Source organism: Bradyrhizobium canariense (genome assembly GCF_900105125.1).
Classification (GTDB): domain Bacteria; phylum Pseudomonadota; class Alphaproteobacteria; order Rhizobiales; family Xanthobacteraceae; genus Bradyrhizobium; species Bradyrhizobium canariense_A.
Genome location: NZ_LT629750.1, coordinates 923,547 through 937,919, shown reverse-complemented (window position 1 = coordinate 937,919; position 14,373 = coordinate 923,547). Strand labels below are relative to the sequence as shown.

Genomic DNA, 14,373 nt, shown 5'->3' with positions numbered 1-14,373 from the left:
TTCGCCACTGCAGCATTGTCATTACCCTTTGTTGACATTTCTTTGCAAAGGTCGGCCAGAACCGAAAAATGTAAATATTTCCCTTTAGACAGGTTTTTCGATGACCATTGCGGCCGCGATCCAGAGCCAACCGGCGACAGCGACGGCGTGGTCGAAAACAAGCCGCATTGCCGGCATCGACGTTTTCAACGATCTGGGCCAGGTGGAGACGATCTGGCGCAGCCTCGAACGACAGCCGCATTGCTCGACGCCGTATCAGCGGTTCGATTTTCTTGGCCAGTGGCAGCGCCAGGTCGGCGAACGCGAAAACCTCCTGCCCTTTATCGTTGTCGCCCGTGACGCGGAACACCGGCCGCTATTGCTGCTGCCGCTGGTGCTCGGCCACGAACACGGGGTTCGCACCGCGAGTTTTATGGGCGGCAAGCACACGACTTACAACATGGCTCTATGGGACCAGGAGTTCGTCACCGGCGCGACCGCACTCGATCTCGACGCGCTGATATCGGGCGTGCGAGCCGGATCCGAGATCGACGTTTTGGCGCTCCAGCGGCAGCCGGTGCGCTGGCGGGATCTGCCGAACCCGATGGCGATGCTGCCGCACCAGGCCTCGGTCAACGATTGCCCTGTCATGACGATGGAGCCCGGCGCAGCGCCTGTGACGCGGATCAGCAATTCGTTCCGCCGCCGGCTCAAGGGCAAGGAACGCAAGCTGCAGAATTTGCCCGGCTATCGTTATGACATCGCCACCACCGATGCCGAGATCGAGCGGCTGCTCGACTGGTTCTTTCGCGTCAAGCCGTTGCGGATGGCGGAACAAAAATTGCCCAACGTGTTCGCCGAACCTGGCGTGGAGGATTTCATCCGCAACGCCTGCATGACGCCGGTTGCCGGCGGCGGCCGCGCGATCGATGTCCACGCGCTGGAATGCGACGAAGAGATCATCGCCATCTTCGCCGGCGTCGCCGGCGGCGACCGCTTTTCGATGATGTTCAATACCTACACGATGTCGGAGAATTCGCGTTACAGTCCAGGCTTGATCCTGCTGCGTTACATCATCGACCACTATGCCGAACACGGCTATCGCGCGTTCGATCTCGGGATCGGATCGGACGATTACAAACGCCAATTCTGCAAGAGCGACGAGCCGATATTCGATTGCTTTGTCCCGCTCAGCCTGCGCGGCAAACTGGCGACGGCTGCGATGTCGGGCCTCAACCGCGCCAAGCACATGGTGAAGCACAATCCGGCGCTGTTCCATATGGCGCAAAGATTGCGAAGCGCGTTTCGCTAAGCCGGTTTCCGCTATTCAGGATATGTCTCGGTTACTGTAGCACTCAGGCCGCGACCACGCGGGGGCCGGGATCGATAGCATCGGAGGGCAGCGCCGGTTTGCTCAGCATCTTCACGTCAGAAAAACCAACCGCCGTCAACTGATCACACATCAGGGTGCGCGCATCCGCGGGCATCGATGCTTCCGGAACCACTACCGCACGCGCCTGCGCCGTCAGCAACTCTGCAGGCAGGTCGGAAGCGGTGCCGGCATCCAGCAGCACGTGATCGTAAACCCGCAGCAAGGCATCGATCGCAAGCGAGAGACGCGGCGATTGCAGCAAGGTGCGATCCGAACCCGGACGTCCTGAGCTGACGAGATGAACGCGCGACAATCGATCTCTAGTGATCACTTGCGAAAATGAGGCTTCACCCAACATCAATTCCGCGAGCCCCGGCGCCGTCGGATCGACCGAGACCGCCGCCATGGTCAGCGACGCCGCCGACAGGTCCACCACCACCACTCTCGCGCTGCGTGCCATCAGCCGCGCCAGCGTCAGCGCCGTCAGCGTGATGCTGTCGCCCGACGCGGTGCCGAGGATCGTGACCTTGCGCGCCGCTTCGCCGGCGTCGCGCAACTCCTCGGCAAGCTGTTCGATTTCGGAGAACTCGGTCGGCTGGTTCGGATGGTCCGACCAGGCTTCGGCGCTCTCTTTGGCCGGCTCGGGGATCTCAACAGCCGGTTCGGGCACCGCAACAGCCGGCTCCGGGAAGGCAACATGGGTCTCGGCAACAGCCACTGGCTCAACAACCACGGACGGCGGCGGCGTAAATACGGCCTCCACACGGGGCGCCACCAGGCGCGGTGCCGTCATGCGCAACAGCTCGCCGGTTGCGATCGTGCCGGCGCTGAGCATCAACGTCGCCAGCGTCGCGATCAGCGCGATCGGCAGTTTCTTGGGATACGCCGGCGCGTTGGAAACGCTGGCGCGGGAAATAATCCGGCCATCCGCGGGCGCAGCGTCGATATTCTCACGGGTGTTGGCTTCGCGATATTTCGCGAGATAACTCTCGAGAAGATCGCGCTGCGCCTTGGCTTCCCGCTCAAGTGCCCGAAGCTGGACGTCCTGCCCGTTGGTCGAGGTCGCCTGCTTTTTCAATTGGTCGAGGTTCGCGCTCAGGCTGTCGACGCGACCACTGGCGATCCGCGCATCGTTCTCGAGTGAACGGGAGATCTTGCTGGCCTCGTCTCGAATCTGACCGTCGAGATCCGCCAACTGGGCTTTCAGTTCCTTGATGCGCGGATGGCCCGGCAGCAGGGTCGAAGACTGCTCCGCCAACTGCCCACGAAGCGTGACGCGCTGTTCGGACAGCCGGCGGATCAGTTCAGAATTGAGCACCTCTGAAGCCTCGATCGGCCTGCCGCTCTGAAGCATTTCGCGGATCAGCCGCGCCTTTGATTCCGCGTCGGACTTCAGCGCCCGCGCGTTGTTCAATTGCGTATTCAGTTCGCCCAACTGCTGGTTCGAGAGCGTCGTGTTGTTGGTGCCGACAAACAGGCTCGATTTGGAGCGAAAATCCTCAGTGCGGGATTCCGCATCGGAAACCTTTTTGCGCAGATTGTCGATTTCACCCGAAAGCCATTGGCTAGCGGCTTTGGCCTGCTCCTGCCGCGCGTTCTGCTGCAACACCAGATACCCATCGGCGATCGAATTGGCGACCCGCGCCGCCAGATCCGGATCCTGCGACTGGAATTCGATGACCACGACGCGCGATTTGTCGACCGCGTAGGCTGTGTAACGGTCGAAATAAGCGTCCAGCACGCGCTCTTCCGGCGTCAGGGAGAACGGATCGCGGCCAATGCCGAACAGCGCCAGCAGCGACTTCAAAGGCGAAATCCCGCGCAGGACCGGATCGAATTCCGGCAGCTCCGCGAGCTTGTTCTTCTTGATGATCTCGCGTGCGAGATCGCGGGACAGCAGCAGTTGCACCTGGCTTGTGACGGCCTCCGCATCAAACGCGTTACGCTCCTCGGTGCGCTCGCCATTGGGCCGCAGGAACACGTTCTCGCGTCCATCAATCAATATACGCGCTTCGGACTTGTATCGCGGGGTAATCAAATTGACGGCGGCGATCGAGAGAACCGCGGCCAGCATCGTCGGAACGATGATCCAGCGTTTTTTGCGCGCCAGCGCCTGACCAAGCACGCGCAAATCCAGATCGCCGGCAATGGGCGCGGCGACTGCCTTGGCTGCGGGCCTGTCGATCGCCGGTGCAGGCTTTAGGGCGGCCCTTTGGACCAACTCCCTGACCTTGCCTGCACGCCAGAACGCAAAACGCATCGCACACTCCCGCGGAACGCCACGACTCCACTCGAACGCGGGCGATTACACTCCATTAAGGTTGCCGCTGGGTTAACCCGGCCGATCTGCTCCTGATTAGGCTCCAGCGTGGTTGCGGCCTTGGCAGGCGCGGTCATGTTTTGTTAACCATGAAAGCCCTTAATCGGAATCAACATTTCCTTCAGGATTTTCTAAATGCGAGGCGCGCGCGCCGCTATCGTCTACCTGCTGTCCGCACTCGCGTTGGCGGGCTGCATGCGCGCGACGGCGCCGGTTGCGACGATACAGCCGCAGGGCGATCTCGACGCGATGCCCTATGGGCGAAGCTACGCGATGGCCCCTGCCCCCACCCCTGTGGCCTATGCGGCGGCGCCTGCACGATACGATGCGGGCTATCGGCTCGATGCCGGCGACAAGTTGCGGGTCGTGGTCTATGGCCAGGAAGGCCTCACCAACACCTATGCGATCGACTCCGGCGGCTCCATCACCATGCCGCTGATCGGCTCGGTTCCCGCGCGCGGACGGACGCCGGCGGGATTGGCTGCCGAAATCAGCGGCCGCCTGCGCAACGGCTATATCCGCGACCCTTCTGTGGCGGTGGAGATCGATTCCTACCGGCCATTCTTTATTCTGGGTGAAGTCGCAGCGCCTGGCCAATATCCTTATGTGCCGAACATGACGATCGAAAGCGCAGTTGCCATCGCGGGCGGCTTTTCTCCGCGCGCCAAACGTGATCAGGTTACCCTGACCCACACCGACGGCTCGGGCCCGATGCGCACAGTGGTTCCCCTCGGCACGCCGCTGAGCCCGGGCGATACCGTCCTCGTCAGCGAACGCTGGTTCTGATCATGCCCGGAATTCCAGATCAGCCGCTTCGTATCCTGCACGCCGTGCGCACGCCGGTCGGCGGAATCTTCCGCCATATCCTCGATCTTGCCAATGGCCAGGCCGACCGCGGCCACCATGTCGGCCTTATCGCCGACAATTTGACCGGCGGCGAACGCGCCAATACCGCGCTGGCCGAGATCGCACCGCGCCTCAAGCTTGGCGTCCATCGTTTTGCGATTCACCGCGAACCGCATCCCGCGGATTTGACGCTGTGGGTGCGTTTCATGCGGCTGATCCGGCAACTGGCGCCGGATGTCCTGCACGGCCACGGCGCCAAGGCCGGCGCCTTCATTCGCCTGAAGACGGCGTCCAAGGATACCGTCCTGGTCTACACGCCGCACGGCGGTTCCCTGCATTACCCGCTGAGTACGCTGAAAGGCGCGCTCTATGGCCGCCTTGAGCGCGCCCTGATGAACCAGACCGATCTGTTCCTGTTCGAAAGCGCGTTCGCACGCGATACCTATCAGCGCACGATCGGCACGCCGGCCGGCCTGGTGCGCTGCGTGTTCAATGGCGTGACGGCCGATGAGTTCGACCCGATCGTCAAGGCGGCCGACGCTACCGATATCGTCTATGTCGGAGAATTCAGGCACATCAAGGGAGCGGACCTCCTGATCGACGCGGTGGCGCGGCTTCGCAGCGACGGCAAACCGGTCACGTTGACGCTGGCCGGTGACGGCGAGGAAACCGAAGCACTCAAGGCTCAGATCCAGCGGCTCGGTCTCGGCGACGCGGTGCGCTTCATCGGCCACGTCAAGGCGCGGTATGGATTTTCGAAGGGCTCGTTGCTGGTCGTCCCGTCGCGCGGAGATTCCATGCCCTATGTCGTGATCGAGGCGGCTGCGGCAGGCGTTCCCATGGTGGCCGCCAATGTCGGCGGCATCCCTGAGATTTTTGGATCGCACCCCGACGCGCTGTTTGCACCGAATATCCCCGCCGCCATGGCTGATGCCATCGAGGCCGCGCTTGAAGACCCCTCCGCTGCGCGGGCGCGCGCAAAAGATCTTCGCGAACGGATTTTCCTGCATTTCTCGCAGAAGGCGATGGTCGAAGGCGTTCTGGCGGGTTACCGCGATGCATTTCTGGAGCTCCGGAAAAGTGGGAACCGGTTTTCCGAAAAGAGCAGGCTGGAACGAATCTCAAATCCGGACCCGCAATAGATCGTTAACTCTTCTTTACCAACGTAACTGTTTCTTCCGATTTGTCCTCTAAGCCGACAGGCGGGGCGTTACGCCCTCCCGCGCGCATTCCTAGATGCGCGTGCAAGAACCGGCTGAAGCGACAGTGGCAATGGAACCGATCAACGCCCGCTCGATGTTAAATGCCGCGACAGCGGCGGCTGCCGCAACGGCAGATCAACCCCGCGTCGAACGGCGACGCCGGCTTTCGCAAGCGGCGATTGCCGTCACCAACCAGAAGGTGCGCCGGGCCTATTCGCCGATCGTGATCGCGGGCGTGGTTCGTCTGACTGATTTTGGATTGCTGAGCATTATCGGTGTCGCGCTCTATCTCGGGTATGTGACGCCTCTCGCCGGCTTTCACTGGACCTATGTGGCGGCCATTTTTGGCATGAGCGCGACCGCCGTGGTCTGCTTTCAGGCTTCCGACATCTATCAAGTGCAGGTGTTTCGCGGTCAGCTCCGGCAGATGACACGAATGATTTCATCCTGGACGTTCGTGTTCCTGCTGTTCATTGGCGCATCGTTCTTTGCGAAGCTCGACGGCGAGGTATCTCGGCTCTGGCTCTCGGCCTATTTCTTTGTCGGTTTGGCGGCACTGATCGCCGATCGCCTTTTCCTGCGCGCACTGATCCGTAGCTGGGCACGCCAAGGCCGGCTCGACCGCCGCACCATCATCGTTGGCTCCGATGAAAATGGCGAAAAGCTGGTCGAGGCGCTCAGGGTTCAGGACGATTCCGACATCGATATCCTCGGCGTGTTCGATGACCGCAACGACAGCCGCGCGCTCGATACCTGCGCAGGCGCCCAGAAACTCGGCAAGGTCGACGACATCGTCGAATTCGCCCGCCGCACCCGCGTCGATCTCGTGTTGTTCGCACTGCCGATTTCGGCGGAGACGCGGATTCTCGACATGCTCAAGAAGCTGTGGGTGCTGCCGGTCGACATCCGGCTTTCCGCTCACACCAACAAGCTGCGCTTTCGTCCCCGCGCCTACTCCTATCTCGGCAAGGTACCGACCCTCGATGTGTTCGAAGCTCCGATCACCGACTGGGATCTGGTGATGAAATGGCTGTTCGATCACATCGTCGGCTCCATCGTGCTGCTGCTGGCCTCGCCGGTCATGGCGCTGGTCGCGCTCGCGGTCAAACTCGACAGTCCGGGTCCGGTGCTGTTCCGCCAGAAGCGGTTCGGCTTCAACAACGAGCGCATCGACGTTTACAAGTTTCGCTCGCTCTACCATGACCAGGCCGATCCGCTGGCCTCGAAAGTCGTGACCAAGAACGACAGCCGCGTTACCCGCGTCGGCCGCTTCATCCGCAAGACCAGCCTCGACGAGCTGCCGCAACTCTTCAACGTCGTGTTCAAGAGCAATCTCTCGCTGGTCGGTCCGCGCCCCCACGCCGTGCAAGGCAAGGTACAGAGCCAGCTGTTCGATGAGGCGGTCGACGGCTATTTCGCCCGCCACCGCGTCAAGCCGGGCATCACCGGCTGGGCGCAGATCAACGGCTGGCGCGGCGAGATCGACAATGAAGAGAAGATCCAGAAGCGCGTCGAGTTCGATCTCTACTACATCGAGAACTGGTCGGTGCTGTTCGATCTCTACATTCTTCTCAAGACGCCGCTGGCGCTGATGACCAAGAACGAGAACGCGTACTGACGTTATCAAGCACCTTCCGGGACGGTTCGGTCAGGCGTTGTGTACAAGTTGCGTAGTGTTGCGAGTATGTGATGACGTATGCGGCGACAGCCGATAGCTCACTTCCATCGGTGACGGCTGCGCCGGGCATCCTTGCCTTGCAGCGTGCGCTGGTGTGGCTGGTCGGAGCGTCCGGCGCGATCGTCTTCATCGAACCCAGCCCTTACGAACTGACGACGCTGGTCTCGATCGTCGTTTTCGCTGCGACGGGGTTGCGGCTGCGGCTGGTTTTCATGCCGCTGTTGTTGCTGCTGTTCCTGCTCAATGTCGGATACATGATCGGCGCCATTCCCTTCATGGAAGAGTCCACCGTCGCCAACTGGATCGCGACCTCCTGGTATATGGCGTTTACGGTAATGTTCTTCGCGATGGTCGTATCCGAAGATACCGCCGTTCGCCTCGACATGCTCCGCCGCGGTGTGGTCGCCGGCGCCATCGTCGCATCCATGGCAGCTATCGCCGGATATTTCAATCTCGTCCCCGGCGGACATGACCTGCTGACGCTGTATGATCGCGCGCGCGGCACCTTCAAGGATCCAAACGTGCTGGGTGCGTTCCTGATCCTGCCCGCTCTATTCGCGCTGCAAAGCGTCGTCTCCGACCGCTTCGGAAAATCGTTCCGCAACACGATCGCGCTCGGAATCATGGCGCTGGCAATCCTGCTGGCGTTTTCGCGTGCGGCATGGGGTGGGCTTATCTTGACCTCAGCCTTCATGCTGGCGCTGATGATCGTGACCAGCCCGTCGCAAACGCAACGTTCGCGCATCGTCGTGATAGCTGCTGTCGCTGTGCTGGTCGTGGCGGTTCTGCTTGCCGTGCTGCTGTCGTTCAGCTCCATCGACGAAATGTTCAGGCAGCGCGCAAGCTTCGACCAGAGCTATGACGAAGGCCGCTTCGGCCGGTTCGGGCGGCACATCCTTGGCGCGCAGATGGCGCTCGATCTGCCGTTCGGCATTGGGCCGCTGCAGTTCCACAATTATTTCCCCGAGGACACCCACAACTCTTACCTGAACGCTTTCATGTCGGGGGGGTGGATCTCCGGTATCTGCTATCCAGCGCTGGTGTTCAGCACGGTCATCACGGGCTTCCGGTACATCTTTGTCCGGGTGCCCTGGCAACGCACCTATCTTGCGATCTTCGCGGCGTTCCTCGGCACCGTCGGCGAAAGCTTCATCATCGATACCGACCACTGGCGGCACTTCTGGATGATGCTGGGGGCGATGTGGGGGATGTTCGTCGCCGCGCAACGGTACAAGACCCCGTCTGATCCGGCGGTCAGCGCAGGGCCCGCGCCGGCTTCTTAAGCGCCTTGTCCTTATTCTTTGCTTTTCAATCATCGCCTTGAGCTGTTCGGTTGCCGCCAGCATGGCCTTGTAGCCCTCGTCGGCGAAACGGAGCAGCAGCCGCAGTTCCGTATCCGAATAAGCGCTCTATAGCTTGAGCATCGCCTGCTGCACCGGCTCATAGCATTTGCCGACCTTGGCAATGTTCTCTGGAATGAGCGCGATAAACACTTTGCGACGGTCATTGTCATCGCGCTCGCGGCGCACGAAGCCGGCCACCAGTCCGCACGCAGGCCAGCGCGTCTCGGTGGCGCTAGAGGACGCAATGCGGCTCGGCCAGTTGATGCTGGACGGACAGGAACTTGGCCTGACCTTCCAGAATTTCGAGCACGAGAAAATCGTGGCACTGCCCGCCGCAACGGCAACAGCAAGCGCGAGTTCAGCGCCACCGGCGCCTGGATCCACAATCACATACTGAATTGCTGCTGCCGGTCACAGCCAAGGGCATGGATTTCATGTACGCCTACGATCCTCGCGCGGCGTAGCGGGGATTACTTCTCGACCCCAAACGTCAGCCCGGCGTGATCGACGAGGCGCTTGATCAGTTTGTGCTGCATAGCCGCGCCCGGCGTCCAGAAACCGGCTGGAACGTCCGGCGTGTCGCGCAACAGGCAGATCGCGCATTCCGAGATCATCTTCGAGGTCGAACCATAGCCGGGATCGCGATCGCCCTTCACTGACGCGCGGACCTGTCGGCCATCGGGTGCGATCGCGACATACAGGAGATCATAGAGGCCGTTCTCGCGCTCCTCCTTCGACGGGCCCTCGCCTGGCTTGCGCGCGTTAGGGCCGGTTTTTTCGTTGTTCGCGGCCACCACGCGCTTGGCGTTGGCTTCGCCCTTCTCGCCGGGGCCGGTGAGCGCCATCTCGTCGTAGATGAACTCCCTGCCATAAGGGAATCCCATCAGCATATTGGAACGATGGACATTGCGCGTGTTGATCAACGCCATCATGAACGGCGCTGCCCATGACTGCAGGTCTTCGTCATAAGCAGGCTTGTTGCCTCGCGGCTGTTTTGCACCGGTAAACCCAGGCGTCAGCGCAAAGGGATCGTTGAGAATGGCCACGAGGCTGAGATCCTTGGCGACCGCATCAAAGGTGGCCTTGGCGCTCGCCGCAGTGCCGCCGGAGAGCGTACCGCGCATGTCGCGCACGCGGCCCTTGACGCGTACAGCCGGCGCGCCGAACATGCGTTTGGCCTCTTCCTGCACGAAGAACGCGCCGAGTTCGAACGGCACCGAATCGAAGCCACAGGAGAAGACGATGCGGGCGCCGCTCGCTTTCGCCGCCGCCTCATGTGCATCGATCATCTGGCGCATCCAGACCGGCTCGCCGCAGAGATCGAGGTAATCAGTCCCTGATGCGGCGCAGGCCGCCACCAGATCGGAGCCATAGAGCTGATAAGGCCCGACGGTGCTCAGTACCGACTTGGTCTGCTCGACCATCGCTTTCAGCGATGCGGGATTGCCGGCGTCGGCGACGATCAAGGCAATGTCGGCCGGCGCACCGATCGCGTCGCGGACGGAAACAAGCTTGTCGAGGCTGCGTCCGGCCATCGCCCATTTCAGATTGCGATCGTCCCGATAATGCTCAGCCAGATATTCCGCGACGAGCTGGCCGGTAAAGCCGGTGGCGCCATAGACAATGATGTCGAACTTCGACGAAGACATATTCAATTTCCTTGAGGTGAGGTGTTCGTTGCCGCAGACAACTACTTTTTGGCGTAGGACACGCCCATGCCTGCGCGCACGTCGCTTTGAATCCCGTAAGGCGCGATTGGATAGCGCAGACCGTTCCTGGCCAGCGCCTTCATGCCTGATATCGCCTTGGCCAGATGCGAAGGCGACAGCGCCATCAGCATCTCTTCATCCGGCACGCCCCCATAGCGCCGCTCCGCAAAGCACGGCAGCGACAGGCTGGGTTCGCCGGTCTTGAGCGCCCGCCCCCATGAATCGGCACACGCGGTCTCCCCGACCACGCCCCATTCGAACTTCTTGTAGCCGGTATATTGCAGACCGTTGATCAGGATGATCATCTGGCCGGGTGTCGCATAGACTAGACAAATGTCCGGCGGATCAAGCCTTCCGCTGGAGAGCGGGCTCACGGCCAGCGCCTGGTATTGACCGAAGGGCACCACGTCCAGCGCTTCCTGGCGTTTGCGCGCGTCCTCCGCCGTCCCATGCCAGACGCCGACATAGGACTGGCCGGCGAGCCATTTCTCGTCCTGCGGGCCAAGCCCGATCACGGCACGGCATTGCGCACCGACCAGGTCGTCCGCGGTGATTCCGACCGTCCAGCCCAGCCGCGAGGCCATGCTGACGATCTGGTCGGTGGTATGGATGGCGGTCGGGCGGCGGATCTTCGGGATCGCCAGCATGTCCTCGACGTGCGCGAACATCTTCATGCCGATCACGGTGGTCTTCAGACGAAGCAGGCTGTTCAGATCGGCCACCATGCTGGCCAAATCCAATTGTTCCGGCGGCGTTTGCTGCTGCATGGCGTAACTCCCAAATTGGCGCGGCCCGGCACGCACGCCCGTTATCCCAATCCTAACCCGATTGCCCGGGGGTTGCGACAACTACATCCACAGCGCTTTCAGGCAAAGTGTGGGGGCCGGTTCACGCGGGGAAAACGCGTCAAAACAAAGCCTAAAGCCTCGGCTCTAGGCTGGCCCTGGGAACACGTTGTCGATCTTGCCCGTGATCCAATAGGCCGCGAGTCCGATCCATTCGCGCAGCCCGGTGTCTGTTCGTCCGAGCCCCTCGTCTGCAATGCTCGAAAAGGTAACGAGATCGGCGCGCCCGCCGACCCGCCAGTCCACCGGATATGGTTCGACCGCAAAACCGGCTTTTCGAAACAGGCCAACCGACCGTGGCATGTGATACGCCGACGTCACCAGCAGCCATCGCTCGCCGCTTTTCGGCGCCGCCATTGCTTTGGAGAACTCGGCGTTTTCCTGGGTGTTGCGCGAGCGCCGCTCCATCATCAGCCGCGCTTTGGGAATACCGAGACTTTCAAACACCTCGGCAGCATAGTCGGCTTCCTTGGCGTCGTTCGATATCAAATTTCCGCTGCCGCCGGAGAAGATGATGCGGGCGTTCGGATACTGACGGGCAAGTGCGGCCGCAGCGATCATGCGATCGGCCGCGGTTCGGACCACGGCTGTATCATGCGCCGCCGAAAGATCGGCATCGACCGATCCCCCGAGGATGATAATGCCGTCTGGCGCACCGTGCGCGGCATCCCATGGCGGGAATCGAGTCTCCAGCGGATAGAGCAACCAATTTCCAAGCGGTGAAAACCCGGCAATCGCGAGCACAACGATTGAAGCCATCATGAGCTTGCGGCCCAGCGAAGCAAATCGCGTGGCGAGCAAAATCACGCCAACCAGAGCTGCTCCGAGCAGGAAATTGGTCGGCAACAGCATGATGCCCACGGTCTTGGAGAGTACGAAAAACAATGGAATTGTCCCCTGGATATCGACCTCGGCCGAGATTCGCGCTTGGTGTCATACGCGGGCTTGACCTGCGTATCCATCCCACTTCAGAAGGGCGTGGTTCAGAACACGCCGAATTGCCAAGTCAAACCCGGCAACGGCGAATAGAGTTGTAGCAAACCACTCGAGAAATCCTCATGACGCATCATCACCTGCATTCCAGTCCCGAGACCTGTCACTGGGGTTTCTTCGAGGCCAGGCTGAAACCGGTCCTGACTATCGCAAGCGGCGATGAGGTGACTGTCGATACCCTTAGCGGCGGTCCGGACGTGGTGCCGGACCCCGCCCGCTTTCATGTGCCGCCCGAACTTGCCGAGGTCCACGCGAAAAATGAGCGAATGGTGCCCGGTCACATCCTGACCGGCCCGATTGCGATTGAAGAAGCCGAACCCGGCGATGTGCTGGAGATCGACATCCTCGATATCGCGCTACGGCAGGACTGGGGCTGGAACGTGATCCGTCCGCTGACGGGCACCCTGCCCGACGACTTCCACGAGACCCGGCTCCTCAACATTCCGCTCGACCAGAAACGGATGGTCGGCCGTCTGCCGTGGGGGTTGGATCTGCCGCTGGCGCCGTTCTTCGGCGTGATGGGCGTGGCGCCGCCGCCGGCCTGGGGCCGCATCTCCTCGCTGATCCCGCGCGCCATGGGCGGCAATCTCGACAACAAGGAATTAAGGCCGGGCGCCAAACTCTATCTGCCAGTGTTCGTGCCGGGCGCCCTGTTTTCCTGCGGCGACGGCCACGGCGTCCAGGGCGACGGTGAAGTCTGCGTCACCGCGATCGAGACCGCATTGAGAGGACGTTTCAAGTTCACGCTGCGCAAGGATTTGCGGTTCGGCTGCCCCCGCGCCGAGACACCGACGCATTACATGACGATGGCGATGGATCCCGACCTCGACCAATGTGTGGTGCGGGCGCTCCGCGACATGATCGTGTTGCTTGGCGAAAAGCGCAATTTGTCGCGCGAGGACGCCTACACCCTGTGCAGCCTGGCCGCGGACCTGCGCGTGACCCAGACCGTGAACGGCTCCAAGGGCATTCACTGCATGATCGCGAAGTCCGTCGTCCATGGGTGACGCGCCAGCGTCGTTCCTGGCTGTGCCACCGCGCATCTGAGGATACGCTTTTTCGGAAATCGCCGTCGGCGATACGTGGCCAAGTCCTGTGGGACAGCCACGCGAGAGGCTGCGCCTCATCGGCCCCGCTTCGTCTCAACCTCCGCGAACGGTATCGCCGTCGCGGTTTTTACCAATGATTCCAATGGCCGGCATCGCGAACCGCGAATCGTTATTGACTCCCACAGACACCTAAATAGAGTCTAAATAGTTACTTTTAAGTACACCCTTTAGAGGCTAGCTTTTTGCATGGCCACAGAAAAAGCCGAAACCGACCGCGTTCCGATCACGTTGGCGCTCTCCACCATCGCCTATCTCGAAAAACTGGTGAAACAGGGCACCCACGGCACCAGCGTTCCCGGCGTAGCGAGGACACTGGTGGAGGAAGGTATTCGGCTCGCGATCAAGGATGGGCTGCTTTCAATCCGCGACAATGGCAAGACGCCATAAGAACGGATGCCGGGCAGTTCGGTCGACGCTGCGGTCACAGGATTTGGAACGATCACCCGCAGCCTGGGACCACCAACATGCACGCCAATGAGCCTACCTGGACCGACGAACGCATCGAACTTCTGAAAAGCCGCTTCGAGGCGGGCCTATCCTGCCGCGAAATCGCCGCCGATATCGGCGTCAGCCGCAACGCCGTCATTGGCAAGCTTTCCCGTCTCAACCTGAGGCGCGAAGGAAGCGGCGATGAACGACGCCCACCTCGAAAAAATGGCGAGAAGGGACGCCGTCCGAAAACGGCGCCGAGACTCCAATATCAGATGTTGCGCGCGTTATACGCCGAGCCGCAACGCGTCGCCGAAGAGCCGATCCAGGACGGGCATCGCTGCTCGTTGCTCGAGTTAAGCGCGGAGAAATGCCGCTGGCCGATCAACACGCCCGGCGCCGAGGATTTCTGTTTCTGCGGCAACACGCCGGTCGAAGGCCTGCCCTATTGCGCGGGTCACACCCGGCTTGCTTACAAACCGAACTCTCACCTGCGCGTCGCGCGAAGGTGAGGCCGGCCTTCGGTCCTCCGAACCAGATCGACGCCG

General features: G+C 61.5%; 13 protein-coding genes. 8 read left to right on the top strand and 5 right to left on the bottom strand.

What is annotated here, in order from left to right; translation table 11 throughout:
- Positions 1-100 precede the first annotated feature (100 nt).
- Positions 101-1,291 carry a GNAT family N-acetyltransferase gene (locus BLV09_RS04705; protein WP_146686472.1) on the top strand — a complete coding sequence of 397 codons (1,191 nt, stop codon included), beginning with the start codon at positions 101-103 and terminating at the stop codon, positions 1,289-1,291.
- Between the two features lie 43 nt (positions 1,292-1,334).
- Here BLV09_RS04705 and BLV09_RS04700 read toward each other — a convergent pair whose 3' ends face one another.
- A complete protein-coding gene (locus tag BLV09_RS04700; RefSeq protein WP_146686471.1) occupies positions 1,335-3,611 on the bottom strand; it encodes a GumC family protein in 2,277 nt (758 codons plus the stop codon).
- Positions 3,612-3,806: 195 nt separating this feature from the next.
- Here BLV09_RS04700 and BLV09_RS04695 point away from each other — a divergent pair, with 195 nt between their 5' ends.
- The 4 genes from BLV09_RS04695 (at position 3,807) to BLV09_RS04680 (ending at position 8,680) form a co-directional block, all read left to right on the top strand.
- The gene (locus tag BLV09_RS04695) at positions 3,807-4,457 is read left to right on the top strand and encodes a polysaccharide biosynthesis/export family protein (protein ID WP_146686470.1); all 651 of its coding nucleotides are present in this window, start codon (positions 3,807-3,809) and stop codon (positions 4,455-4,457) included.
- Positions 4,458-4,459: 2 nt separating this feature from the next.
- Complete coding sequence (locus tag BLV09_RS04690; protein WP_146686469.1) at positions 4,460-5,659, top strand: glycosyltransferase family 4 protein; 1,200 nt, start codon at positions 4,460-4,462, stop codon at positions 5,657-5,659.
- A gap of 130 nt (positions 5,660-5,789) precedes the next feature.
- Positions 5,790-7,337: an undecaprenyl-phosphate glucose phosphotransferase gene (locus BLV09_RS04685; protein WP_100382182.1), complete on the top strand. Its 1,548-nt coding sequence runs from the start codon at positions 5,790-5,792 to the stop codon at positions 7,335-7,337.
- A 71-nt stretch (positions 7,338-7,408) separates the two neighbouring features.
- Positions 7,409-8,680 carry an O-antigen ligase family protein gene (locus BLV09_RS04680; RefSeq protein WP_167558621.1) on the top strand — a complete coding sequence of 424 codons (1,272 nt, stop codon included), beginning with the start codon at positions 7,409-7,411 and terminating at the stop codon, positions 8,678-8,680.
- Between the two features lie 126 nt (positions 8,681-8,806).
- Here BLV09_RS04680 and BLV09_RS38575 read toward each other — a convergent pair whose 3' ends face one another.
- The 4 genes from BLV09_RS38575 to BLV09_RS04660 form a co-directional block, all read right to left on the bottom strand.
- Entirely contained in the window at positions 8,807-9,124 is a 318-nt protein-coding gene (locus BLV09_RS38575) for a hypothetical protein (RefSeq protein WP_174556525.1), read from the bottom strand.
- Positions 9,125-9,210: 86 nt separating this feature from the next.
- Entirely contained in the window at positions 9,211-10,389 is a 1,179-nt protein-coding gene (locus tag BLV09_RS04670; RefSeq protein ID WP_146686467.1) for a saccharopine dehydrogenase family protein, read from the bottom strand.
- Between the two features lie 41 nt (positions 10,390-10,430).
- Positions 10,431-11,216 (bottom strand): DUF169 domain-containing protein, encoded by a 786-nt coding sequence (locus BLV09_RS04665; protein ID WP_100382185.1) that lies wholly within the window; start codon positions 11,214-11,216, stop codon positions 10,431-10,433.
- 165 nt (positions 11,217-11,381) lie between these two features.
- Positions 11,382-12,179, bottom strand: a complete 798-nt coding sequence (locus BLV09_RS04660) for a YdcF family protein (protein WP_100382186.1) — start codon at positions 12,177-12,179, stop codon at positions 11,382-11,384.
- A 173-nt stretch (positions 12,180-12,352) separates the two neighbouring features.
- On the opposite strand from BLV09_RS04660, the gene BLV09_RS04655 reads away from it, so the two are divergent.
- The 3 genes from BLV09_RS04655 (at position 12,353) to BLV09_RS04645 (ending at position 14,337) form a co-directional block, all read left to right on the top strand.
- Entirely contained in the window at positions 12,353-13,294 is a 942-nt protein-coding gene (locus BLV09_RS04655) for an acetamidase/formamidase family protein (protein WP_146686466.1), read from the top strand.
- 288 nt (positions 13,295-13,582) lie between these two features.
- Positions 13,583-13,783, top strand: coding sequence for a hypothetical protein (locus tag BLV09_RS04650; RefSeq protein ID WP_100382188.1), 201 nt, complete (start codon positions 13,583-13,585; stop codon positions 13,781-13,783).
- Between the two features lie 77 nt (positions 13,784-13,860).
- Positions 13,861-14,337 (top strand): GcrA family cell cycle regulator, encoded by a 477-nt coding sequence (locus tag BLV09_RS04645; RefSeq protein ID WP_100382189.1) that lies wholly within the window; start codon positions 13,861-13,863, stop codon positions 14,335-14,337.
- Positions 14,338-14,373: the final 36 nt, after the last annotated feature.